Below are 22,650 nucleotides of genomic sequence, written 5' to 3'. Positions count from 1 at the left end.
CACTGCATGATTGCGCGAAACGCAAACATCGACCTCAACCTGCTGACGGCGCTGGACGCCCTGCTCGAAGAGGAGAGCGTCACCGCGGCCGCCGACCGGCTGGGGCTCTCCGGCCCTGCCATGAGCCGCGCGCTGGGCCGCATCCGCCGTACGATCGGCGACCCCGTCCTCGTACGCGCCGGCCGCCGGATGGTGCCGACCCCGCGCGCCCTGGAGATCAGGGCCGACGTACGGCGGCTGGTGGAGGCGGCGCACGGTGTACTCGCGCCGTCGGCGCCCGCCGACCCGGCCCAGCTGGCCCGGGTGTTCACCATCAACGCCAACGATCTCCTCGTCACCGCCGTCGGCCCGCGGCTCGTCGCCCGCGCCGCCAGGGAGGCGCCCCAGGTGGTGCTGCGCTTCCTCGGCGAGAGCCATATCGACGTACCGCTGCTGCGCGACGGCGCCGCCGACCTGGAGCTCGGCGTCATCGACAGCCGCGAGCCGGAGATCCGGACCGAGGAACTCTTCGAGGACCGCGGCGTCGCGGTGGTGCGCGAAGGGCATCCGCTCACCGCCGCGAAACTCACCGCGCGCCGCTTCGCCGACGCCGCGCACATCAACTTCTCCCGCCGCGGCCGCCTCACCGGACCCATCGACGCGGCACTCGCCGAGCGGGGACTGCGCCGCAAGGTGATCGCCACCGTTCCCACCTTCGCCGCCTCGCTGATGATGGTGCAGGACAGCGACGCGGTGGGGCTGAGCAACGAACGGATCGGGGCCGCGACAGTCCGCAGGCTGGGGCTGCGGACGCTGGAGATCCCGCTCGACCTGCCCTCGATGACCATGGCCATGGCCTGGCACCCCCGCCAGGACGCGGACGCCGGCCACATCTGGCTGCGCGCACTCGTACGGCAGGTCATGGCGGAGACGGTCGGCGCCTAGCCCGCACGCCCCGTCCGACCTGCGCAGACGCGGGGCGCAACGAATCGCCGCGGAGGCCCTTGAAAGCGCAATGAATCCTCCGCGGGCACGCAACGGTGGCGGCTTGTCCAGGATCGCCGGTGGCCCGTACCGTCAATGCGTCCCGCCCAACCGTCCCGCCGAGGGGTCCCATGTCGTCGTTGCGTACCGCCCTGCTCCAGAGTTCGGGCCGGCCCGGCGATGTGGAGTACAACCTCAAGGTGCTGGCCTGGGCGGCCGGCGACGCGGCGTCGTCCGGTGCCGGGCTGCTGGTGTGCCCCGAGCTGTTCCTGACCGGCTATGCCATCGGCTCCGGTGTTGGCGAGCTCGCCGAGCCGGCCGACGGCGAGAGCGCCGACGAGGTCGCCCGGATCGCCGCCGACCACGGCATCGCGATCCTCTACGGCTACCCGGAGCGCCCGGCCGGCGACCCCGGCGGCCCCGTCTACAACTCCGCGCAGCTCATCGGCCCGGACGGCACCCGCCTCGCGAACTACCGCAAGACGCATCTCTTCGGCTGCTTCGAGCGCGAGTGGTTCACGCCCGGCGACACCCCCGTCGTCCAGGCCCAGCTCGACGGCGTCCAGATCGGCATCATGATCTGCTACGACGTCGAGTTCCCGGAGAACGTCCGGGCGCACGCCCTGGCCGGCACCGATCTGCTGCTGGTGCCCACGGCCCAGATGCACCCCTTCCAGTTCGTCGCGGAGTCGGTGATCCCGGTGCGCGCCTTCGAGAACCAGATGTATGTCGCGTACGTCAACCGGGTCGGCGCGGAGGGCGAGTTCGAGTTCGTCGGCCTCAGCTGCCTGGCCGGCCCGGACGGTGTCGTACGCGCCCGCGCCGGCCGCGCCGAGCAGCTGGTGACGGCCGACGTCGACGCCGCCTTCCTGAAGGAATCGCGGGTGGACAACCCGTATCTGCACGACCGCCGGGCGGAGCTGTACGGATCACTGACATGACCTGATCCGCCCAGCCGCCCGATCCACCCAGCCGCCCGATCCGCCGCGCCGCCACCTGATCCGCCCCGCCCGACCCGAAGCCTCAAAGCCGTAAAGCCGCACCGTCCGGCCGCGCCGCCGCACCCCGGCGCGCCTCGATCCCCCCTGCTCCGCTCCCGCCCGATCCCCCCGCTCTGCCCCCTGCCCCGCCCCGCTCTGCCCTGCTTTGCGCTGTCCGCAAGGAGTCGTACCCCGATGACGTCCACGGTGCCCACCGCCGCCGCCCACCACGCGGATGTCCAGCCGCCGATCACCATGTTCGGCCCGGACTTCCCGTACGCCTACGACGACTTCCTCGCCCACCCGGCGGGCCTCGGCCAGATCCCCGCGGTCGAGCACGGCAAGGAGGTCGCGGTCATCGGCGGCGGCCTCTCCGGCATCATCACCGCCTACGAGCTGATGAAGATGGGCCTCAAGCCCGTCGTCTACGAGGCGGACCAGATCGGCGGCCGGCTGCGCACCGTCGGCTTCGAGGGCTGCGACCCCTCCCTGACCGCCGAGATGGGCGCGATGCGCTTCCCGCCCAGCTCCACCGCCCTCCAGCACTACATCGACCTGGTGGGCCTGAAGACCAGGCCGTTCCCCAACCCGCTGGCCCCGGACACCCCTTCGACCATCGTCGACCTCAAGGGCGAGTCGCACTACGCCCGCACCGTGGACGACCTCCCCGAGGTCTACCACCAGGTCATGGACGCCTGGAACGCCTGCCTCGAAGAGGGCGCGGACTTCTCCGACATGAACCGGGCGATCCGCGAGCGCGACGTCCCGCGCATCCGTGAGATCTGGGCCCGCCTGGTGGAGAAGCTCGACAACCAGACCTTCTACGGCTACCTCTGCGACTCGACCGCTTTCAAGTCCTTCCGGCACCGGGAGATCTTCGGGCAGGTCGGCTTCGGCACCGGCGGCTGGGACACCGACTTCCCCAACTCCATCCTGGAGATCCTCCGCGTCGTCTACACCGAGGCCGACGACCACCACCGCGGCATCGTCGGCGGCAGCCAGCAGCTGCCGCTGCGCCTCTGGGAGCGCGAGCCGGAGAAGATCGTCCACTGGGCGCAGGGCACCTCGCTGGCGTCGCTGCACGACGGCGCGCCCCGCCCGGCCGTGACCCGGCTCAACCGTACGGCCGGCAACCGGATCACCGTCACCGACGCGGACGGCGACATCCGTACGTACGAGGCGGCCGTGTTCACCGCGCAGTCCTGGATGCTGCTGTCGAAGATCGCCTGTGACGACGCGCTGTTCCCCATCGACCACTGGACGGCGATGGAGCGCACCCACTACATGGAGTCGAGCAAGCTGTTCGTGCCCGTCGACCGGCCCTTCTGGCTGGACACCGACGAGGAGACGGGCCGGGACGTGATGAGTATGACGCTCACCGACCGGATGACCCGCGGTACCTATCTGCTCGACAACGGCCCGGACCAGCCGGCCGTCATCTGCCTCTCGTACACCTGGTGCGACGACAGCCTCAAGTGGCTGCCGCTGAACGCCAACGAGCGGATGGAGGTCATGCTGAAGTCGCTGTCCGAGATCTATCCGAACGTCGACATCCGCAGCCACATCATCGGCAACCCGGTCACCGTGTCCTGGGAGAACGAGCCCTATTTCATGGGCGCCTTCAAGGCCAACCTGCCCGGCCACTACCGCTACCAGCGCCGTCTGTTCACCCACTTCATGCAGGACCGGCTGCCCGAGGACAAGCGCGGCATCTTCCTGGCGGGCGACGACATCTCGTGGACCGCGGGCTGGGCCGAGGGCGCCGTGCAGACCGCGCTGAACGCGGTGTGGGGCGTGATGCACCACTTCGGTGGCGGCACCGACGCGAGCAACCCGGGACCCGGTGACGTGTACGACGAGATCGCGCCGGTCGAGCTCCCGGAGGACTGACGCGGGCCACCGGCCAAACCTGCCCGCTCACCCGCTGGGCGCCTCAGTTCAGCGGCGTGAGCAGGCACCGGCCGACCAGGCCCACGCTTGCGTCCAGCCGCTCGGTGAACTCCTCGGCGACCTCGGGCAGCCGGCGCGCGCCCCACAGCATCCGGGCCGCCGCCCAGGCGCCGTCCCTGGCCATCTCCAGGCTCCAGGAACCGGCGAGGTGGGTGAGCGGATCGGCGATGTCCAGCACGTCGGGGCCGGGCATCAGACTCTCCCGGATCCGCTCCTCGAGGCCGGTCAGGACGTCCCCGATACGGTCGAAGTCCGCTGCCAGGGACGGCGGTTCGCAGTCCAGCGCCCGGCAGGTGTCCACTACGGCGAGCGCCAGATCGTGCCCGATGTGCGCATTGATACCGGCCAGCGCGAACTGCAGCGGACGCACGCCCGGGTGGCGGCGGAGCTGGAAGAGCGGCCGCCAGCAGGCGGGCGGCCGCCGCCCGGCGGCCGCGGCGTCCACCGCGTCGAAGTAGCGCTCCGCGAAGTGGACGTCCAGCTCGCCGGCGGCCGACGGATCCTGGAAGGCGCCGTCCCCGATGCGCCGGGCCACCGCTTCGGTGACGGTCAGATAGACCCGGTTGAAGACGGCCACCCCGTCGTCGGCGGGCAGCGCCGCATCCAGCGCCCGCATCCGCGCCAGCACGCCCGCCACCCCCGTGGCCGTCGCGCGCTTCGCCCCAGCGGCGGGCGGTGCGTCCGACTCCCCGGTCGCGTCCTGCTCACCCTGTCCGCCCCACTGCTGAGTCGTCGTCATTCGCTCAGCGTGACATCCGGCCGGTGAATATCGACGGCCGCCGAGTGGTCATGACCGGATCGGGGTAATAAACGGCGCGCCCTCTTGTGGCTTTTCCGGTCGAGCCGCGGAGAGCGGCAACGGCCTTTGAGAACCGCATAATTTCGGCGTCCCCAGGAACGGCTGCGTTCGACACGGCGCCGAATTCCGGAGGTTGACGCATGTCCCGACGACTTGCCGCCGCCCTGTCCACTCCCCTCCTCAGCGTGTCAGCGCTGCTGGTCGCGGCCTCCCCGGCGCAGTTAGAAACGCCCGCCGACAAGCCCCGCGTCCTGTCGAGCTGGACCCAGACGAGTGCGATCAGCTACGCGATCTGGGTGGCCGCCCGTGGAAATCAGTCGCAATGGTCCGCATACGGATTCGACTGGTCCACCGACTATTGCTCGACGTCGCCCGACAATCCGCTCGGTTTCCCCTTCGAGATCTCCTGCGCGCGGCATGACTTCGGTTACCGCAACTACAAGCACGCGGGCACGTTCCCGGCCAACAAATCACGGCTGGACAGCGCCCTGTACGAGGACCTGAAACGGGTCTGCAAGCGCTACTCGGGCATGAAGAGCCGCTCCTGCAGAGCGCTGGCCTGGACGTACTACCAGGCCGTCAAGAAGTTCGGCTGAGCTGCGCCGGACGGGGCGCGGGGCATGACCACCAGCGTCCGCACCCCGCGCCGTCCACGCCGGTCAGCCCGTCTCCCGCCGCTCCGCGGCCTCGTCGTACGACGACGTCCCCTCGTCCAGCAGCGGCGGCTGCGCCTTGAGATGTGCGGGGGCCAGCGCGCGCAGCACGTGGTAGCCGGAGAGGACGACGAGGGTGCCCAGCGCGATGCCGCTCAGCTCGAAGTGGTCGCTGATCCGCAGGCCGACACCGCCGATGCCGATGATGACGCCCGCCGCGACCGGCACCAGATTGAGCGGATTGCGCAGATCCACCTTGTTGTGCACCCAGATCTGCGCACCGAGCAGGCCGATCATGCCGTACAGGATGACGGTGATACCGCCCAGCACCCCGCCGGGGATCGCGGCGACCACCGCGCCGAACTTCGGGCACAGGCCGAAGAGCAGGGCGAAGCCGGCAGCGGCCCAGTAGGCCGCGGTGGAGTAGACCCGGGTCGCCGCCATCACGCCGATGTTCTCGGAGTAGGTGGTGTTGGGCGGGCCGCCGAGCGCGGTGGAGAGCACCGAGGCCGCGCCGTCCGCGGAGATCGCGGTGCCGAGCTTGTCGTCCAGCGGGTCGCCGGTCATCTCGCCGACCGCCTTGACGTGCCCGGCGTTCTCCGCGACCAGCGCGATCACCACGGGCAGCGCGACCAGGATCGCCGACCACTCGAAGCTCGGCCCGTGGAACGAGGGCAGTCCGATCCAGTCCGCCGAGCCGACCGCCGAGAAGTCCAGCCGCCAGTGGTCGGTGACCTTGCCGGCGCCGTTCACCGAATGGATCATCCCGAAGACCCGGTCGAAGAGCCAGGAGACGGCGTAGCCGAAGACCAGCCCGAGGAAGATCGCGATCCGCGACCAGAAGCCGCGCAGACAGACCACGGCGAGCCCGGTGACCAGCATCGTCAGCAGCGCCACCCACTGGTCCTGGGGCCAGTAGGTGCTCGCCGTCACCGGCGCCAGATTGAAGCCGATCAGCATCACCACCGCGCCGGTGACCACCGGGGGCATCGCCGTGTGGATGATCCGTGCCCCGAACCGCTGGACGGCCACGCCCACGAGGAAGAGCGCGACACCGACCACCAGCACCGCACCGGTCACGGTCGCACTGCTGCCGCCCTGCGCCCGGATGACCGCCGCGACCCCGACGAACGAGAGCGAACAGCCCAGGTAGGAAGGCACCCGGCCGCGGGTGGCGAGCAGGAAGATGACCGTCGCGACGCCGGACATCATGATCGCGAGGTTGGGGTCGAGGCCCATCAGCACCGGCGCGACGAAACTGGCGCCGAACATCGCCACGACATGCTGTGCGCCCAGGCCCGCGGTCCGCGGCCACGACAGCCGTTCGTCCGGGCCGACCACGGCTCCGGGGGCCGGGTTGCGCCCGTCGCCATGCACGGTCCAGCGCACACCGAGGCCCATGACAGCTCCACTTCTTCGTCACGGGGTTTCGTAACGAGGTCTTCATACCGGGGGGACAAAGCATTCTAAGCAGCCGCTTACGATGGCTCGGTCCCGTAACAGCGGCCCCGGCGGCACCCACTGCCGCAGCGACCGCGGCAAGAATCTCAGGAGCAGCGAACCCGTGAGCGTCGAACCCCTCCAGTCCGCCCCACCCGTCCCGTACGGGCAACTGGTCCCCGTCACCGTCCACTTCGACGACCTCGACGCGCTCGGCATGCTCCACAACTCCCGCTACCCGCTGCTCGTCGAGCGCGCCTGGGCCGAGTACTGGCACGGCCTGGGCTTCGGCTTCGACGGCGACTGGGCCGCCGCGGGCGACATGTGCAATGTGATCAAGGAAATGCGCGTCTCCTACGAGCGCCCGGTCACCCGGCCAGGCCACTACGCCGCGCACCTGTGGGTCGAACGCCTCGGCCGCACCGGCCTGACCTACGGCTTCCGGCTCTGCGACGCGGACGGCACCGGCACCTATGCGCAGGGCCACCGGGTGCTGGTACGCGTCGACCCGCAGGCGCTGCGGCCCACGCCGTGGTCGGAGCGCGCCCGGACGATAGCGGCGGAGCTGCTGCGCCCGGAGGCGGAGGCGGAGGCGGCCTGACCGCCGCGGGGGCGGGGCCCGCACAGCGGCCGGGCCGGGACACGGCCGTGGCCGGAAGCACCGGTCATCGGGGCGCCGGTCACGACCGGTCCGGATCGGTGGCCGGCGCGGCCCTGGGCACCGGTGCCTCCTCCGCCGCGCGCCCCGGCGTCCGCACCACCCGCGCACCCATGACCAGCCCGAACGCCAGCAGCGCGACCAGCCCGAACGACACCGTCAGCGAGGTCGCCTCGGCGACACCGCCGATCGCGGACGGCGCGATCAGGCCGGACGTGTAGGTGATCGTCGCGACGCCCGCGATCGCCTGGCTGGGCGCGGGGCCGCTGCGCGCGGCGGCCGCGAAGGCGAGCGGCACCACGACCGCGATACCCAGGCCCATCAGCGCGAACCCGGCCAACGCCGGCGCCGGATGCCCCGCCGTCGTCACCAGCAGGGCGCCCGCCGTCGCCAGCACCCCGCCCGCCCGTACGGTGCGCACCGCGCCGAAGCGGGCCACCACCGCGTCGCCGGCCAGCCGGGCCGCCGCCATCGTGCAGGCGAAGGCGGTGGTCGAGGCGGCCGCCAGGCCCGCGTCGGTACCCAGAACGTCGCGGAGATAGACCGCCGACCAGTCCAGCCCCGAGCCCTCCGCGAACACCGCGCAGAACCCCACCGCGCCGATCAGCAGCGCGGACCTGGGCGGCAGCGAGAAGCGCGGCGGCGGGTGCTCCCCGGGGCCGCTGCGCAGATCCAGCACACCCTGGCAGACGAGCGCCCCGAGGACGGTCAACGCGAGGGCTGCGCCGCCCAGATGGAGCCGGGCGTCCGTCCCCGCGTGCGCGGCGACGGTGCCGGCCGCCGAGCCCAGCAGCGCGCCCACGCTCCACATGCCGTGCAGGCCCGACATGATCGGCCGGCCGAGCCGGTCCTCGGTCTCCACGCCCAGCGCGTTCATCGCGACGTCCGCCATCCCGGAGGTGGCACCGTAGAGCAGCAGCGCCGCGCAGAGCGCGTACAGGCCGGGGGAGAAGGCGGGCACGGCCAGCGCCAGCGTCCAGAGGGCGAGCAGTACGCGCAGCGCGGTGCGGGCGCCCAGACGATGGCTGATCCGGCCGGCCAGCGGCATGGCCAGGGACGCACCGATCGCGGGGAAGGCGAGGGCCAGGCCGAGCTGGCCGGGGGTGATGCCGGTGTGGTCCTGGATCCAGGGAATGCGGGTGGCGAAACTGCCGGTCACCGCGCCGTGGACGAGAAAGACCAGGGCGATGGCGCTGCGCCTGGGCTGGGCCGATGGGTTGTTCGCCGCGCTGCCGGGTGCACGCACATGGGTCAGCTTCCCCGGCCCCGCCCCTTCCCGAAACCGGGGCGAGGGATCTCCCGGACCACGAGCCGCAGACAACGGCCTACGACACACCCCCACCACCTCCCACCACCCACCCACGGGAGGGGCCGGAACTCATGACGGAGTCCTGAGGTCCGGCACCGCAGCCGAAAAGCCCCGCGCAGCGGCAACAGCACACACCAACCACAACGGCGGGACAGCCGAAGACGGGCCCAGCCCAAGCGCAGCGTCCCCGCCGAAAACGGCGGGCAACCAAGCCGGCCCAGGCTAAGCGCAGCGAACCGCCAGGAACTCCGCGTACGTCCGCCGCCCGTCGGCATGGCGCGGCGTGAGGTGGTCGCCCCGCCGGAACCCCGCGAACGTCGGGCCCGGCAGCCACAGCGGCACCAGCAGCCGGTGCCGTCCGCCCGCCCGCAGTGTCGTCCGCGCGAGGTCCCAGGCCTCCAGCACCTCCGGGCCGCCCATGTCGGGAACCCGTCCGGCCGGCTCGCCGGCCGCCAACTCGGCCAGCCGGTCGGCCACTTCACGCACCTCGACCGGCTGCACCCGCACCCCCGTCGGCACCGGCAGCACCGGCGACCGGGCGCCGGCCTTGACCGCCTGGAGCACCAGATCGTGGAACTGCGTGGTCCGCAGCACCGTCCAGCCGATGCCCGACTCCTCGATCGCCCGCTCCACCGCGAGCTTGGCGCGGTAGTAGCGCAGTGGAATCCGGTCCACACCGACGATCGAGATATAGACCAGATGCGGGACATCCGCCGCCTTCGCCGCCGCGATCAGCCGTCCGGCCGCTTCCGTGTCCCCGCCCGTCGGCGTCGAGGCGCAGTGCACGATCGCGTCCACCCCGGCCACCGCCGCGTCGAGCCCGGTGCCGTCGCGCAGATCGACCGCGTACGCCCGCAGCCGGGGGTGCTCGGTGCCGGTGTGCGGCCGCCGGCTCAGCGACCGCACGTCATGGCCCTCGCCGAGCAGCCGGTCGACCAGGGGCCGTCCGAGCGTGCCCGTGCCACCGGTCACCAGAATCGTCGCCATCGGATCCGTCCTTGAAGTGGGAGACAGCGGGAGCGCAGGGGGGTGCGCCCGTCGGGTACTCCGGTTACGACGAAGCACGCGCGCGGGATGTGACATAGCGCGACGCGCCGGGAGCTGTGAGGCAACCCACAGGGCTTCGCTCGCATGGTCGACGATCAGCCGTGGCAGACTGAAGCTGTACTGACATAAGAGCAGCAGCGCACTCCGGGGTCGGTGTAATTCCGAACCGGCGGTTACAGTCCGCGACCCGTCCGCAGCCAGCGGCCGGTTGAGCAGGTGAAATTCCTGCACCGACGGTGAAAGTCCGGATGGGAGGCAGTGCGCGGCGGGCGAGCTTCGGTACACCGCCGTCGGCGGCGCGTCCGGTCGTTTCCGGGCGAGCCCCTTTTTCCGGTCGCGGTGTCCCCGTGGCTTTGTTTTCCGCTTCTGTCGTCCAGACAGCCCCGGAGTCCGTGCCCTGAGAGGCAGGAGGACCCGGTGGCCACCGCAGCCCCCGATGAGACCGCGGCGATGCGCCGAGCCATTGAGCTCGCCGCGCGCGGCCTCGGGCACACCAGCCCCAACCCTGTCGTGGGCTGTGTCGTCCTGGACTCCGCCGGCCGTATCGCGGGCGAGGGCTGGCACCGGCGCGCCGGCGGGCCGCACGCCGAGATCCACGCCCTGCGCGCGGCCGGCGAGCGCGCCAGGGGCGGCACCGCCGTCGTCACCCTGGAACCCTGCGACCACACAGGGCGCACCGGCCCCTGCTCCCGCGCGCTGATCGACGCCGGGATCGCCCGTGTCGTCTACGCCGTGCCCGACCCCACACCGGCCGCCACCGGCGGCGCCGTCACCCTGGCCGAGGCCGGCGTCGACGTCGAGGGCGGACTGCTCGCCGACGACGCCGCCGCGGGCAACGAGGCCTGGCTGACCTCCGTCCTGCGCCGCCGCCCCTTCGTGCTGTGGAAGTACGCCGCCACCCTCGACGGCCGGATCGCCGCCGCGGACGGCACCAGCCGCTGGATCTCCTCGCCCCAGTCGCGCGCCGACGTGCACCGGCTGCGGGCCGCCGCGGACGCCGTCATCGTCGGCTCCGGCACCGCCCGCGCCGACGACCCGCAGCTCGGCGTCCGCATCAGCCTGTCGGACGACGAGATCAGCCAGCCGCTGCGGGTCGTCGTCGACACCGGCGCCACCGCCGTCAAGGCCGGCGCCCGGGTCCTGGACGGCACCGCGCCCACCCTCATCGCCGTCGCCGAGGACGCGGACACCGCACACCTCGACGGTCTCGCCCCGATCGTCCGGCTGCCACGCGCCGCCGAGGGGCCCGGGCTGCACATCCCCGCACTGCTCCAGGCCCTGTACGCACGCGATGTGCGCTCGGTGCTCCTCGAAGGCGGCCCCACGCTCGCCGGGGCCTTCCTCGCCGCCGGGGCCGTCGACAAGGTCGTCGGCTATCTCGCGCCGGCGCTGCTCGGCGCCGGCCCGACCGCCCTCGGCGACGCCGGAATCACCACCATCGCCGAAGTGTTGAGGCTCGAAGTGACCGACACCGAGCACCTCGGCCCCGATCTGCGCATCACCGCCACTCCCCTTCGCCACGCCCTCCACGAGGAGAACTGAAGTGTTCACCGGAATCGTCGAAGAACTGGGTGAGGTCGTCACCATCGAGAACCTCGGTGACTCCTCCCGCTTCCGATTGCGCGGCCCCCTCGTCACCGAGGACGCCAAGCACGGCGACTCGATCGCCGTCAACGGCGTCTGTCTGACCGTCGTGGACACCGCCGACGGTGAATTCACCGCGGATGTGATGGCCGAGACGCTCAAGCGCTCCAGCCTGGGCGCGCTGGCTGCCGGCTCGCGGGTCAACCTGGAGCGCCCCATGGCGCTCGGCGGCCGGCTCGGCGGGCACCTCGTCCAGGGCCATGTGGACGGCACCGGCACCATCGCCGAACGCACCCCCGGTGAGCACTGGGAGATCGTCAAGATCTCGCTGCCGGCGACGCTGGCCCGCTACGTCGTCGAGAAGGGCTCCATCACCGTCGACGGCGTCAGCCTCACGGTCGTCGACGCCGCGGACGACTACTTCACCATCAGCCTCATCCCCACCACCCTCGACCTGACCACCCTGGGCATCAAGAAGGTCGGCGACCCCGTCAACCTGGAGGTCGACGTGCTGGCGAAGTACGTCGAGCGGCTGCTGGGCCGGGGCACCGCGCAGACCGCCGCGGACCTCAAGGACCTTGAGGAAATCAAGGAGATGGACCGGTGAGCGCTCTCGACTGGCTGGGCGGCGAAGCCTTCACCGCCTTCGGACAGCACGTCATCTGGTCCGACATGATCGGCAACACCATCGGCCTGGCCGCCCTGGCCCTGGGCTGGCGGCGCTCCATATGGACCTGGCCCGCCCAGTTCCTCTCCGGCGTCATCCTCGTCGCCGCCTACGCCTCCGCCCACCTCAGCGGCGGAGTCGGCAAGCAACTGCTGGTCATCGGCGTGGCGGTGTGGGGCTGGCGGCAGTGGCAGCGCGGCAGGCAGCGGGCGCAGGACGGTTCCATCGCCGTACGGTTCGCCGGCCGGCGCGAGCGCGGGCTGCTGCTGGGCGGCACCGTCCTCGGCACCGCCGCCGTCGGCACCCTGTTCACCCTGTTCCCGCAGCTGTCCTGGAACCCCTGGCCGGACGCCTACATCTTCGTCGGCACGCTCGCCGCGATGGTCGCCCAGGCGCGCGGCCTGGTCGAGTTCTGGTTCGCCTGGCTGCTGGTCGACCTCGTCGGCGTACCGCTCGCCTTCAGCAGCGGACTCGCCTTCTCCGGTTTCGTCTACGTCGTCTATCTCGCCCTCGTCGTGTGGGGCATGCGCGATTGGTGGCTGCGCTCTCGCGCGGAAAGCCGCCCCGTCCTGGAAGGAGCAGCGGCATGACCGCACTGCAGAGCTGGTACGACGCCGAGGCCACCGAGGCACTGGCGCTGGACCCCATCGAACTGGCCATCAGCGAGATCGCCGCCGGCCGCCCCGTCGTCGTCGTGGACGACGAGAACCGCGAGAACGAGGGCGACCTCGTCATCGCGGCGGAGAAGGCCACCCCCGAGATCGTCGCCTTCATGATGAGCGAGTGCCGCGGACTGATCTGCGCCCCCATGGAGGGCCCGGAGCTGGACCGCCTCGAACTCCCGCAGATGGTCGAGAACAACACCGAGTCGATGCGGACCGCGTTCACCGTGTCCGTCGACGCCACCGCCGCGCACGGCGTCAGCACCGGCATCTCCGCCGCCGACCGCGCCACCACCCTCCGGCTGCTCGCCGCCGGCGAATCGGTCGCCGGCGACTTCGTGCGCCCCGGCCATATCTTCCCGCTGCGCGCCAGGCCCGGCGGCGTGCTGGTCCGCAACGGTCACACCGAGGCCGGCGTCGACCTCGCCCGGCTCGCCGGACTGCGCCCGGCCGCCGCGATCGTGGAGATCGCCGGCGAGGACGGCACCATGCTGCGGCTGCCCGAACTGGTGCCGTTCGCCCGCAAGCACGGCCTGGCGATCATCTCCATCGAGGACCTGATCGCCTACCGGCAGCGGTCCACGCCCACCGTCCGCCGCGAGGCCGAGACCCGGCTGCCCACCGCACACGGCGAGTTCACCGCGTACGGCTACCGCTCCACCGTCGACGGCGTCGAGCACATCGCGCTGGTCGCCGGCGAGATCGGCGACGGTGAAGACGTCCTGGTCCGGGTCCACTCCGAGTGCCTGACCGGCGATATCTTCCACTCGCTGCGCTGCGACTGCGGCCCCCAGCTGGAGGCGTCGCTGGAACAGATCACCGAGGCCGGCCGCGGCGTGGTGATCTACCTGCGCGGCCACGAGGGACGCGGCATCGGCCTGCTGTCCAAGCTGCGCGCCTACGAACTCCAGGAGCGCGGCCGCGACACCCTCGACGCCAACCTCGAACTGGGGCTGCCCGCCGACTCCCGCGACTACGCTGCGGGCGCGCAGATGCTCCAGGACCTCGGCGTCCGCTCGCTGCGCCTGATGACCAACAACCCCGAGAAGACCGCCGCCCTGGTGCGGCACGGACTGAAGGTCAACGGGCGCGAGCCGGTGGCCGTCCAGGCCGGCGAGCACAACCTCCGGTATCTGCGCACCAAGCGGGACCGGATGGGGCACGACCTGCCCTGGCTGGACCCCGCCGCGGGCACCGGCTCGACCGGAGCGGCGTACGCCACGCCCCCTGCCGGCGCGTCCACCTGCGGCCACCAGTAGCCACCGGACCACTGGCCACCCGGCCAGTAGTCACCCACCCAGAAGTCACCGAGCCGGTAATCAAGCCACCACCAGCACCATCACCCGTACGAGGAGAACCGTGAGCGGCAAGGGCGCACCCGAACTGACCGTGAAGAACTGTGGCGACCTGCGGGTGGCCGTCATCGCGGCGCAATGGCACGAGAAGGTCATGGACGGCCTGGTGGACGGCGCGCTGCGCGCCCTCACCGAGCTCGGCATCGACGAGCCGACGCTGCTGCGGGTGCCCGGCGCCTTCGAGCTGCCCGTCGTCGCCAAGGTCCTGGCCGGCCGCGGCTATGACGCGGTGGTCGCGCTCGGCGTCGTCATCAGGGGCGGCACCCCGCACTTCGACTACGTCTGCCAGGGCGTCACCCAGGGCCTGACCCAGGTCTCCGTGGACACCGGTGTACCGGTCGGCTTCGGCGTGCTGACCTGCGACACCGAGGAGCAGGCCCTGGACCGCGCGGGCATCGAGGGATCGTCCGAGGACAAGGGCCACGAAGCGGTCACCGCCGCGGTCGCCACCGCCGCGACGCTCCGCTCCGTCTCCGAACCCTGGCGCTGAGTGGCGGGGGCGAGCGCGTAGGGTAGGGCTCACCATGTCCAAGAAGACGTTCGAGGAGCTCTTCTCCGAGCTCCAGCAGAAGGCCGCCACCGGCGACCCGGCCACCTCCCGTACCGCCGAGCTGGTGCAGGCCGGGGTCCATACCATCGGCAAGAAGGTCGTCGAAGAGGCCGCCGAGGTGTGGATGGCCGCGGAGTACGAGTCCGACGAGGCCGCCGCCGAGGAGATCTCCCAGCTCCTCTACCACCTTCAGGTGATGATGGTCGCCAAGGGAATTTCCCTCGACGACGTCTACGCCCACCTCTGATCCACCCCCCTCATCACCCCAACTCCCTTTAGCTGCAAAGGAAACCCGCTCTCATGCTGCGCATCGCTGTCCCCAACAAGGGTTCACTGTCCGAGCCTGCGTCGGCGATGCTCCATGAGGCCGGCTACCGCCAGCGCAAGGACCGCAGGGAACTGGTCCTGGTCGACGCCGAGAACGAGGTCGAGTTCTTCTTCCTGCGCCCGCGCGACATCGCGGTGTACGTCGGCTCCGGCAAGCTCGACATCGGCATCACCGGCCGGGACCTGCTGCTGGACTCCGGAGCCGACGCCGAGGAGATCCTGCAGCTCGGCTTCGCCGGCTCGACGTTCCGCTACGCGACCCGCCCCGGCACCGCCAAGGACGTCACCGAGTTCGGCGGCATGACCATCGCCACCTCCTTCGCCGGCCTGGTCACCCAGCACCTCGCCGACAACGGCGTGGACGCCTCCGTGGTGCACCTCGACGGCGCCGTCGAGACCGCCATCCAACTCGGCGTCGCCCAGGTCATCGCGGACGTCGTGGAGACCGGCACCACCCTGCGCAACGCCGGTCTGGAGATCATCGGCGACCCGATCCTCAAGTCGGAGGCGGTGGTCATCCGCCGCACCGGCGCCCCGGAGGACGACCCGAAGGTGCGCCAGTTCCTCCGCCGTATGCAGGGCGTCCTGGTGGCCCGCCGCTACGTGATGATGGACTACGACATCCGCGTGGAGCACGTCGAGAAGGCCGTCGCGCTCACCCCGGGCCTGGAGTCGCCGACCGTCTCCCCGCTGCACCACGAGGGCTGGGTCGCCGTTCGCTCCATGGTCCCGTCCAAGGACGCCCAGCGGATCATGGACGAGCTCTACGAACTCGGCGCCCGCGCGATCCTGACCACCGGCATCCACGCCTGCCGGCTCTGATCCGCCGGCCCTGACGTTCCGTACGCGGAACGTTCCGTACCAGGAATACGAGAAAGACGCTGACGTGTCCGCGCCCGAAGCCCCACTCGACTCGCTCCCCGGCCTCCCGGTGACCTTCCGGCCGACCCGCACCCGGGTCGTCCTCTACACCGTCGGCATCGCCCAGCTCGCCGCCCTCACGGCGGTCGCGCTGGCGCTGCCGAAGCTGACCGGCGGCGAGCGGACCAGCTTCATCCTCACCGGCGCACTGGTGATGGCCGTCCTCCTGCTGCTCGCCCGCCCCAAGGTGGTCGCCGCGCAGGAGGGCGTCACCGTCGTCAACCTCACCACCCGGCGCGAACTGGCCTGGGCCCAGGTCGTCCGGGTCAACCTCCGGGCCGGCGACCCCTGGGTCCATCTCGACCTCGCCGACGGCACCAGCCTCCCCGCGATGGGCATCCAGCCCGGCATCGCCAGGGACCAGGCCATCCGCGACGCCCGCGCACTGCGCGACCTCGTCGAGCACCACGGCGCCGTTGATCACACCGCCCGGTGAGCCTGCCCTAATCGGGGCCCTGCTGATTACTCTGTTCCCCGGGGCGCGTCGAGCGCCCCGCCCCTGAGTGGGAAAACTGCGACCCGAGGAGTGACTCCCTCCAGCGATGGACGGATCGTCCTGTAGTACCTGCGCCGCCCCTCCGCATACGACGGGGGCGGCGGCATGACCGGCCCCCTGCTCCTGCTCGCGGCGGCATTTGTCCTGATTCTGGCCAATGGTTTCTTCGTGGCCGCGGAGTTCGGGCTCGTCACCGTCGAGAAGGCGGACGCCGAACGGGCCGCGGCCGACGGCGACCGCCGCGCCCGCACCGTCGTCTCCGCACTGCGCGAACTCTCCTTCCAGCTGTCCGGCACCCAACTCGGCATCACGATCACCTCCTTGGTGGTCGGCATGCTCGCCGAGCCCGCGCTGGCCGGGCTGCTCTCCGGCCCGCTGCTCGCCACCGGCCTGCCCAAAGCCGCCGTCCCCGGCATCGCCGTCGCGATAGGCATGCTGCTGGCCTCCGCCGTCCAGATGGTCATCGGCGAGCTGGTGCCCAAGAACTGGGCGGTCTCCAAGCCGCTGCAGGTCGCACGGTTCGTCGCCGGCCCGCAGAACGCCTTCTCGAAGTTCTTCCGCCCGGTGATCACCCTGCTGAACACCGTCGCCAACCGCCTCGTCCGCTCCCTCGGCGTGGAGCCCACCGACGAACTGGCCTCCGCCCGCACCCCCGGCGAGCTGGTCTCGCTCGCCCGCCACTCCGCGCAGGCCGGCGCGATCGAGCAGGACACCGCCGACCTGTTCGTCCGCACCCTGTCGCTGGGCGATCTGACCGCCGAGAACGTGATGACGCCACGGGTACGCGTCAGCGCCCTCCAGGCGTCCGCCACCGCCGAGGACGTCGTCAACCTCACCCGCGCCACCGGACTCTCCCGCTTCCCGGTCTACCGCACCCGGCTCGACGAGATCGTCGGCATGGTGCACCTCAAGGACGCACTCGCCGTCCCCGCGCACGAGCGGCTGCGCACCCCGGCCGCCCGTATCGCCGTCCCGCCGCTGCTGGTGCCCGAGACGCTGCCCGTCCAGCCGCTGCTGGAGCGGCTGCGCAGCGAACAGCCGATCGCCGTGGTCGTCGACGAATACGGCGGTACGGCCGGCGTGGTCACGCTGGAGGACATCATCGAGGAACTCGTCGGCGAGGTACGCGACGAGCACGACCGGGTCGACCTGCCCGAGCTGGGCCAGGCCCCCGCCGAGGACGGCCGCCCCGCCTGGGACGCCGACGGCGGCTGCCGGGTGGACACCCTGCGGCGGATCGGCCTGGCCGCACCCGAAGGACCGTACGAGACGGTGGCAGGACTGGTGGCACACATACTCGGCAGGATCCCGGCCCCCGGCGACACCGCCGAACTCGACGGCTGGCGGCTGCGGGTGCGGCTGGTGTCGCACCACCGCGCCGAGCGGATAAGGATCGTCCAGGCCGCCGCGTCGGAGAAGCAGCCCGCCGGTGCCGTGGCCCCGGCCGCTCCCGAAACGCCCCGCGAGCCCGCCGTGGCCGGTGCGGAGGTGGCCCGATGACCCTGGCCCAGCTGCTCTTCGCGATACTCCTCGTGCTCGCCAACGGCTTCTTCGTCGGCGCCGAGTTCGCCCTGGTCTCGGTGCGCCGCAGCCAGATCGAACCGCTGGCGACGGAGGGCTCCAAACGGGCCCGCCAGGTCCTGCACGGCCTGGAGAACCTGCCGCAGATGATGGCCGCCGCCCAGTTCGGCATCACCGTCTGCTCGCTGACGCTCGGCGCGGTCGCCGAGCCGACCGTCGCCCACCTCCTGGAGCCGGTCTTCCACGCGGTACACCTTCCCGAGCCGCTGATCCACCCCCTCGGCTATGTCATCGCCCTGGCCCTGGTGGTCTTCCTGCACCTCGTCATCGGCGAGATGGTCCCCAAGAACATGGCGATGGCGGCCCCCGAGAAGACCGCGCTGTGGTTCAGCCCCGGCCTGGTCGCCTTCGCCCGGCTGTGCCGGCCCGTCACCGCGCTGCTCGGCGCCTGCGCCCACGGTGTGCTCCGGCTCTTCCGCGTCGAGCCCAAGGACGAGGTCGAGGCGGTCTTCACCAGCGAGCAGCTCACCCATCTGGTCGAGGACGCCGGCCAGGCGGGCCTGCTCGCCCCGGCCGAACAGGAGCGGCTGTCCGACGCCCTGGAGCTCGGCAGCCGCCCCGTCACCGACGTCCTGCTCGACCCGGCGGCACTGGTCACCGTCGATCCGACGGTGACGCCCCGCCAGGTGGAGGAGCTGACCGTACGGACCGGCTACTCCCGCTTCCCGGTCTGCGCCGCCGGCAGCGCGTACATGGGCTATCTGCACGTCAAGGACGTCCTGGACCTGGAGGAACGGGACCGCGCGGTACCGCAGCGGGTCTGGCACCCGATGGCCACGCTCCGCGCCGAGCTGCCCCTGGACGACGCCCTGACGGCGATGCGCCGGGCCGCCTCCCACCTGGCGGCGGTCGCCGACGCGTCCGGCCGGGTGCTCGGCCTGGTCGCGCTGGAGGACGTACTGGAGATGCTGGTCGGCGAGGTCCGCGACCCGGCCCACCGCACCACCCCGACCGCCCGCTCCGCCCGCGACCGGATCGCCGGCCCCCGCGCCGAACCGTCCCTCGCCGAGGACGAACGGGCGTTGGCGGGGTAGGGGCCGTTCCGGGTGCGGCCCCTGAGCCGGCGTTTCCCGCTGCCTCCGTCGCGTGGCCACGGGAATGATCCGCCGCATGCCCCTCCTTGCCGCCGGCGCGCCCGGGACCGACGTGCGGTGCCGACGGGCTGCCCGCGTCGCGTGGGCCACGGGAATGCCGACCTGTCGTGCCGGCGTCGGGTGCCGAGCCTGCGTTGCCGACGTGCGGTGGCGAGCCTCCCGTGGCGACCTGCGTTGCCGACACTGCGGTGCCGCCCTGCGGGGCCGACGTGCGGTGCCGACCTGCGTTGCCGACAGTGGCGCCGACCTGTGGTGCCGACGTGCGGTGCCGAGCCTGCCGTGGCGACCTGCGGTGCCGCCCTGCGAAGCCGACGCGCGGTGCTGACCTGCGGTGCCGACCCTGCCGTGCCGACCTGCGGTGCGCCCTGTGCTGCGCCCAGCGACGGGAATACCGTCCACCGTCGCTGCGTTGTGGACCCGCAGGGGGGCCTCGCGACCCTCAGGGGATCTGTTCGACCACCCCCTAAGGGAATCCCCCCGAAAAGCCCTACAAATCCAGCCCCTTCGGCGGTGGCCCCTGCGGGTCCGGGCCTCGGCCGGAGAGGACCTCGCCGTACGCCTGCATCAGGTCGGGCAGCCGCAGCGTGGCGAGGTCGTCGCGGCTGGGGGCGCCGCGCCAGGTGGACAGCCGCAGATCCCGGTAGGCGCAGCTCTTCTCGTACAGGGTGCGCAGAAAGCGGCCGTTGCCGAGTTCGTCGATCCAGCCCTGGTCGACGACATGGCCGCTGATGCTGCACAGCTCGTCGCGGGACTCATCGTCCCAGCGGTCGCCGTTCTCCGCGGCCAGCACCTCGCCGATCGCGGTCAGCTCCAGCGGCCGGTAGCTGGGGAAGTCGACGCGGGTGGTGAAGCGGGAGGACAGACCCGGATTGGCGGCCAGCAGCCGGTCCATGCCCTCCGGGTAGCCGGCCAGGATGACGACCAGCCGGTCGCGGTTGTCCTCGGCCCGCTTGAGCAGCACCTGAAGGGCCTCGTCGCCGTACGCGTCGCCCTTGCTGTAGCCGGAGTTGGACAGGCTGTACGCCTCGTCGACGAACAGCACCCCGCCCAGCGCCGAGTCGATCAGCTCGTTCGCCTTGACCGCGGTCTGGCCGAGGAACTCGCCCACCAGATCGGCCCGTTGGGCCTCCACGAGATGGTCGCCGCCGAGTAGCCCCAGGGCGTAGAAGACCCGCCCGAGTATGCGGGCCACGGTCGTCTTGCCGGTGCCCGACGGCCCGGAGAACACGAAGTGCCGCTTGGGCGGCTGCACCGGCAGGCCCTGGCTCGCGCGCAGCCGCGCCATCCGCAGTTGCGCGGAGAGCGCCCGGACCTGCCGTTTGACCGGCTCCATGCCGACCATCCGCTCCAGCTCCGCCAGCGCCTTCTCCAGCAGCACCGGATCGGCCGGCCCGGCGGGCAGCCGCTCCGCGCCGCGCGGGCCCGGCGCCGCGGCCTTCATCCGGGCCGTGCTGTCCGCCCCGGCCGCCGCGCCGCCCCCGCCCCCGTCGCCGTCCGGGCCGTCCGCCTCGCCGGTCGCCAGCAGCTCGCGGCCGTCGACCGGATCGAGCGGGGACAGCGGGTCCAGATCGCCGCCGGCCTCCTGGCCGAGTCCTGAGGCGGAGACCGTCGCCAGGTCGGAGTCCTCGTCCAGGCCGTCCCCCTCGGCGATGGCGGCCAGCCGCGCCGAGGTGTCCATGAACGCCGGATCGACGCGGTGCACCGCGCGGTAGAGGGGCAGCGCCGCGGCGCTGCGGCCGGTGCCCTCATGCGCGCGGGCGAGCCAGTAGCGCAGTTCCTTGCGCTGCGGCTGCTCGCTGCGGCAGCGCATCAGCGCGGCGGACAGCAGCGGCTCGGCCTGCCCGTACATCTCCAGCCGCACCCGGGCCATACCGCCGAAGAGCCCGGCCTCGATGCCCAGGACCGGGTCCCCCAGCAGCGGCTCGGTGTGCCGTACGAGCTGGTCCCAGTCCTTGACGAGATAGGCGCGGCAGGCGTGCAGAAAACGGACCTGGGGATCGGTGTCGACCGGCGGGCAGCCGGCCAACGCCTGGTCCAGCTCGGCGACATGGCGGCCGTCCAGCCAGTGGGAGGCGTGTGCGAGCAGCAGATCGCGGCCGGTCTCCAGCACCGGCTGCACCCACCAGCCGAGCCAGTACCAGGAATTGAGGGTGCGTCGGTGGCGGGTGCGCTGCTCACCGAAGCGGTCGCGGTGCCGGTGCATACGCAGCAGCGCGGTGGAGGTGTCGACGCGCAGTGCGTGCAGCCCGAGCCAGGCGTCGGCCATCGACGGATCGAGGCGTACCGCGGCCCGGAACTCCTCCTCGGCCTGCGGATACGCGCCCACGGTGTAGGCGTCGACCGCGCGCAGCCAGGCGAGTTCGGCCGGGGCGGGCGAGCCTTGTGTGCCGAGTTCCATCCCGTCCCCCCACAAAACGTCCCCCCGTGGTGTACCGCCGGACGAGTGCCGCGCCGGATTTCCGAACCGGCGTACGAGGGACGGGAGTTGACCGTCGCCGCGCACCTCGGCCGGTGTCCCCGGTGGCACAGACTCGCATCGTACCTGCGGAAACGGCACAGGCCGAAGAGGGCCGCACGGGCGGGGAAGAAGGAGGGAACCGAGGCGGCTGTGGCCGGGAATCCGCAGCTGGGCGGCGCGAAGAATGCGGTGACCCAGGGTGAGGGAGAGGCGGCGCGAAGCGCGCGGGAGTGGGGGGATTCGCACAGAACGAAGCCCCCGATCACGGGGGAACAACCGGGGGCTTCGCGTCTGCGGGCGGTCCGTTGAACCGCACATTGAGAACGTAAGTCCTGTACGCCCCCCAGGTCAAGCCGAGTTGGGGCAGTCGGCGGGTCCCCGCCGACGCGAGGGGGCACACCGACGGCGGTCTGTTACGCAGGGTGAAATCAGGGCCGGGTCATGGCGTCGAAGTAGGCCCCTCGCACACCTCGTATCCCATCTGCCCCTGGTGCACCAGGAAATCGGCGTACGGGCGCGACGGGTCCTCGGCGAAGTGGCTGAGCTCCGCCGGGATCCAGCCATCCCAGAAGGCGGAAAGCCCCGGCCCGTCCCGGAGTTGACCCCTTTCCCATGAGTGTTCGCTCGCCAGTTCCATCCACAGCAGGCACGCCAGATACGACCGCAGGGACCGGCGGCCCGTGCCGACGCCCTCGACCAGCACCACCGGCGCGGGCGCCACGACCCGCTGCTTCATGAACGCCCGGTGCGCCCAGTCGTAGACCCCGTACCGCGCGTTCTCCCCGTGGGACAGCGGCTCCAGCACCTGCGCCCGGAACCGGTCGCTCCAGTCGAACAGCTCGTCATGGGTGGCGAGGTCGTCGGTGTGCACCACCGGCGCGCCGTCGAGGGCGGCCGACAGCAGCTGGGCGAAGGTGGTCTTGCCGGACCCGGCGTGGCCGTCGATCGCGATCAGCCGCACCGGCCCGCAGGAGGGCGGCAGGGCGTGCAGCCGGGCGGCGAGCGAGGTCAGATCACGGTCCATCACACCAGCGTATGCCAGTGGTCCACACCAATAATGTGGCGCGACACGGGAATATTGTTGCCGGGACGCGCACCGAACCGCTGGCCCAAGGGCGATCGGAGCGGTGATAGTTGAGCCACGGCCGACCCGTAC

At 71.8% G+C, this 22,650-nt stretch carries 21 protein-coding genes and 1 riboswitch; of the genes, 15 read left to right on the top strand and 6 right to left on the bottom strand.

All coding sequences use genetic code 11. The features are described 5' to 3' along the window. The first annotated feature begins 6 nt into the window (after positions 1-6). From FCH28_RS31695 to FCH28_RS31680, 3 genes are all read left to right on the top strand, one after another. Positions 7-924: a LysR family transcriptional regulator gene (locus FCH28_RS31695; RefSeq protein ID WP_136743622.1), complete on the top strand. Its 918-nt coding sequence runs from the start codon at positions 7-9 to the stop codon at positions 922-924. A 170-nt stretch (positions 925-1,094) separates the two neighbouring features. Next, positions 1,095-1,904, top strand: coding sequence for a carbon-nitrogen hydrolase family protein (locus tag FCH28_RS31690; RefSeq protein WP_136743621.1), 810 nt, complete (start codon positions 1,095-1,097; stop codon positions 1,902-1,904). A 234-nt stretch (positions 1,905-2,138) separates the two neighbouring features. Then, positions 2,139-3,833 (top strand): flavin monoamine oxidase family protein, encoded by a 1,695-nt coding sequence (locus tag FCH28_RS31680; protein WP_136743620.1) that lies wholly within the window; start codon positions 2,139-2,141, stop codon positions 3,831-3,833. A gap of 43 nt (positions 3,834-3,876) precedes the next feature. On the opposite strand, the gene FCH28_RS31675 is transcribed toward FCH28_RS31680, so the two are convergent. Continuing rightward, entirely contained in the window at positions 3,877-4,632 is a 756-nt protein-coding gene (locus FCH28_RS31675; protein WP_222852471.1) for a DUF5995 family protein, read from the bottom strand. A 200-nt stretch (positions 4,633-4,832) separates the two neighbouring features. Between FCH28_RS31675 and FCH28_RS31670 the strand changes: the two genes are divergently transcribed. Next, positions 4,833-5,288, top strand: coding sequence for a phospholipase (locus tag FCH28_RS31670; protein WP_136743619.1), 456 nt, complete (start codon positions 4,833-4,835; stop codon positions 5,286-5,288). Positions 5,289-5,351: 63 nt separating this feature from the next. On the opposite strand, the gene FCH28_RS31665 is transcribed toward FCH28_RS31670, so the two are convergent. Continuing rightward, positions 5,352-6,746: a uracil-xanthine permease family protein gene (locus tag FCH28_RS31665; RefSeq protein WP_136743618.1), complete on the bottom strand. Its 1,395-nt coding sequence runs from the start codon at positions 6,744-6,746 to the stop codon at positions 5,352-5,354. 163 nt (positions 6,747-6,909) lie between these two features. Here FCH28_RS31665 and FCH28_RS31660 point away from each other — a divergent pair, with 163 nt between their 5' ends. Further along, positions 6,910-7,386 carry an acyl-CoA thioesterase gene (locus tag FCH28_RS31660; RefSeq protein ID WP_136743617.1) on the top strand — a complete coding sequence of 159 codons (477 nt, stop codon included), beginning with the start codon at positions 6,910-6,912 and terminating at the stop codon, positions 7,384-7,386. Between the two features lie 79 nt (positions 7,387-7,465). Here the strand turns inward: FCH28_RS31660 and FCH28_RS31655 are convergent, their stop codons facing one another. Together FCH28_RS31655 and FCH28_RS31650 are read right to left on the bottom strand one after the other, a co-directional pair. Then, complete coding sequence (locus FCH28_RS31655; RefSeq protein WP_136743616.1) at positions 7,466-8,689, bottom strand: MFS transporter; 1,224 nt, start codon at positions 8,687-8,689, stop codon at positions 7,466-7,468. Positions 8,690-8,974: 285 nt separating this feature from the next. Next, a complete protein-coding gene (locus tag FCH28_RS31650; protein ID WP_136743615.1) occupies positions 8,975-9,739 on the bottom strand; it encodes an SDR family oxidoreductase in 765 nt (254 codons plus the stop codon). 195 nt (positions 9,740-9,934) lie between these two features. Next, positions 9,935-10,065, top strand: a riboswitch (FMN riboswitch). A 184-nt stretch (positions 10,066-10,249) separates the two neighbouring features. Between FCH28_RS31650 and ribD the strand changes: the two genes are divergently transcribed. The 10 genes from ribD to FCH28_RS31600 all read left to right on the top strand — a co-directional run bounded on the left by ribD (position 10,250) and on the right by FCH28_RS31600 (position 18,976). Further along, positions 10,250-11,341: a bifunctional diaminohydroxyphosphoribosylaminopyrimidine deaminase/5-amino-6-(5-phosphoribosylamino)uracil reductase RibD gene (gene ribD, locus FCH28_RS31645; protein WP_425472044.1), complete on the top strand. Its 1,092-nt coding sequence runs from the start codon at positions 10,250-10,252 to the stop codon at positions 11,339-11,341. Position 11,342: 1 nt separating this feature from the next. Next, positions 11,343-11,990 carry a riboflavin synthase gene (locus tag FCH28_RS31640; RefSeq protein ID WP_136743613.1) on the top strand — a complete coding sequence of 216 codons (648 nt, stop codon included), beginning with the start codon at positions 11,343-11,345 and terminating at the stop codon, positions 11,988-11,990. Continuing rightward, a complete protein-coding gene (locus tag FCH28_RS31635) occupies positions 11,987-12,640 on the top strand; it encodes a nicotinamide mononucleotide transporter family protein (protein WP_136743612.1) in 654 nt (217 codons plus the stop codon). Before FCH28_RS31640 ends, FCH28_RS31635 begins: the two co-directional genes overlap by 4 nt. After that, positions 12,637-13,971 (top strand): bifunctional 3,4-dihydroxy-2-butanone-4-phosphate synthase/GTP cyclohydrolase II, encoded by a 1,335-nt coding sequence (locus tag FCH28_RS31630; RefSeq protein ID WP_136743611.1) that lies wholly within the window; start codon positions 12,637-12,639, stop codon positions 13,969-13,971. Before FCH28_RS31635 ends, FCH28_RS31630 begins: the two co-directional genes overlap by 4 nt. Before the next feature lie 100 nt (positions 13,972-14,071). Next, entirely contained in the window at positions 14,072-14,557 is a 486-nt protein-coding gene (ribH, locus tag FCH28_RS31625; protein WP_136743610.1) for a 6,7-dimethyl-8-ribityllumazine synthase, read from the top strand. Between the two features lie 34 nt (positions 14,558-14,591). After that, a complete protein-coding gene (locus FCH28_RS31620) occupies positions 14,592-14,864 on the top strand; it encodes a phosphoribosyl-ATP diphosphatase (RefSeq protein WP_086720687.1) in 273 nt (90 codons plus the stop codon). Between the two features lie 53 nt (positions 14,865-14,917). Beyond that, entirely contained in the window at positions 14,918-15,766 is an 849-nt protein-coding gene (hisG, locus tag FCH28_RS31615; RefSeq protein WP_136743609.1) for an ATP phosphoribosyltransferase, read from the top strand. 64 nt (positions 15,767-15,830) lie between these two features. After that, positions 15,831-16,301 (top strand): PH domain-containing protein, encoded by a 471-nt coding sequence (locus tag FCH28_RS31610; RefSeq protein ID WP_136743608.1) that lies wholly within the window; start codon positions 15,831-15,833, stop codon positions 16,299-16,301. 165 nt (positions 16,302-16,466) lie between these two features. Beyond that, positions 16,467-17,861, top strand: coding sequence for a hemolysin family protein (locus FCH28_RS31605; RefSeq protein ID WP_136743607.1), 1,395 nt, complete (start codon positions 16,467-16,469; stop codon positions 17,859-17,861). Then, positions 17,858-18,976 carry a hemolysin family protein gene (locus FCH28_RS31600; RefSeq protein ID WP_136743606.1) on the top strand — a complete coding sequence of 373 codons (1,119 nt, stop codon included), beginning with the start codon at positions 17,858-17,860 and terminating at the stop codon, positions 18,974-18,976. The genes FCH28_RS31605 and FCH28_RS31600 overlap by 4 nt, the downstream gene beginning before the upstream one ends. Positions 18,977-19,523: 547 nt before the next feature. On the opposite strand, the gene FCH28_RS31595 is transcribed toward FCH28_RS31600, so the two are convergent. Next, positions 19,524-21,434: an AAA family ATPase gene (locus tag FCH28_RS31595; RefSeq protein WP_136743605.1), complete on the bottom strand. Its 1,911-nt coding sequence runs from the start codon at positions 21,432-21,434 to the stop codon at positions 19,524-19,526. 499 nt (positions 21,435-21,933) lie between these two features. Beyond that, positions 21,934-22,518 (bottom strand): uridine kinase family protein, encoded by a 585-nt coding sequence (locus tag FCH28_RS31590; RefSeq protein WP_136743604.1) that lies wholly within the window; start codon positions 22,516-22,518, stop codon positions 21,934-21,936. Positions 22,519-22,650 lie beyond the last annotated feature (132 nt).

Source organism: Streptomyces piniterrae (assembly GCF_005048155.1).
GTDB lineage: Bacteria > Actinomycetota > Actinomycetes > Streptomycetales > Streptomycetaceae > Streptomyces > Streptomyces piniterrae.
Note: the sequence above shows the minus strand (reverse complement) of the source record. Positions and strands in the feature narration are given on the sequence as shown.

Excerpts from the sequence above, each read along its gene's own strand:
- FCH28_RS31695 (WP_136743622.1), top strand. The coding sequence starts at position 7 with ATGATTGCGCGAAACGCAAACATCGACCTCAACCTGCTGACGGCGCTG.
- FCH28_RS31690 (WP_136743621.1), top strand. The coding sequence starts at position 1,095 with ATGTCGTCGTTGCGTACCGCCCTGCTCCAGAGTTCGGGCCGGCCCGGC.
- FCH28_RS31680 (WP_136743620.1), top strand. The coding sequence starts at position 2,139 with ATGACGTCCACGGTGCCCACCGCCGCCGCCCACCACGCGGATGTCCAG.
- FCH28_RS31675 (WP_222852471.1), bottom strand. The coding sequence starts at position 4,632 with ATGACGACGACTCAGCAGTGGGGCGGACAGGGTGAGCAGGACGCGACC.
- FCH28_RS31670 (WP_136743619.1), top strand. The coding sequence starts at position 4,833 with ATGTCCCGACGACTTGCCGCCGCCCTGTCCACTCCCCTCCTCAGCGTG.
- FCH28_RS31665 (WP_136743618.1), bottom strand. The coding sequence starts at position 6,746 with ATGGGCCTCGGTGTGCGCTGGACCGTGCATGGCGACGGGCGCAACCCG.
- FCH28_RS31650 (WP_136743615.1), bottom strand. The coding sequence starts at position 9,739 with ATGGCGACGATTCTGGTGACCGGTGGCACGGGCACGCTCGGACGGCCC.
- ribD (WP_425472044.1), top strand. The coding sequence starts at position 10,250 with ATGCGCCGAGCCATTGAGCTCGCCGCGCGCGGCCTCGGGCACACCAGC.
- FCH28_RS31630 (WP_136743611.1), top strand. The coding sequence starts at position 12,637 with ATGACCGCACTGCAGAGCTGGTACGACGCCGAGGCCACCGAGGCACTG.
- FCH28_RS31620 (WP_086720687.1), top strand. The coding sequence starts at position 14,592 with ATGTCCAAGAAGACGTTCGAGGAGCTCTTCTCCGAGCTCCAGCAGAAG.
- hisG (WP_136743609.1), top strand. The coding sequence starts at position 14,918 with ATGCTGCGCATCGCTGTCCCCAACAAGGGTTCACTGTCCGAGCCTGCG.
- FCH28_RS31605 (WP_136743607.1), top strand. The coding sequence starts at position 16,467 with ATGACCGGCCCCCTGCTCCTGCTCGCGGCGGCATTTGTCCTGATTCTG.
- FCH28_RS31600 (WP_136743606.1), top strand. The coding sequence starts at position 17,858 with ATGACCCTGGCCCAGCTGCTCTTCGCGATACTCCTCGTGCTCGCCAAC.
- FCH28_RS31595 (WP_136743605.1), bottom strand. The coding sequence starts at position 21,434 with ATGGAACTCGGCACACAAGGCTCGCCCGCCCCGGCCGAACTCGCCTGG.
- FCH28_RS31590 (WP_136743604.1), bottom strand. The coding sequence starts at position 22,518 with ATGGACCGTGATCTGACCTCGCTCGCCGCCCGGCTGCACGCCCTGCCG.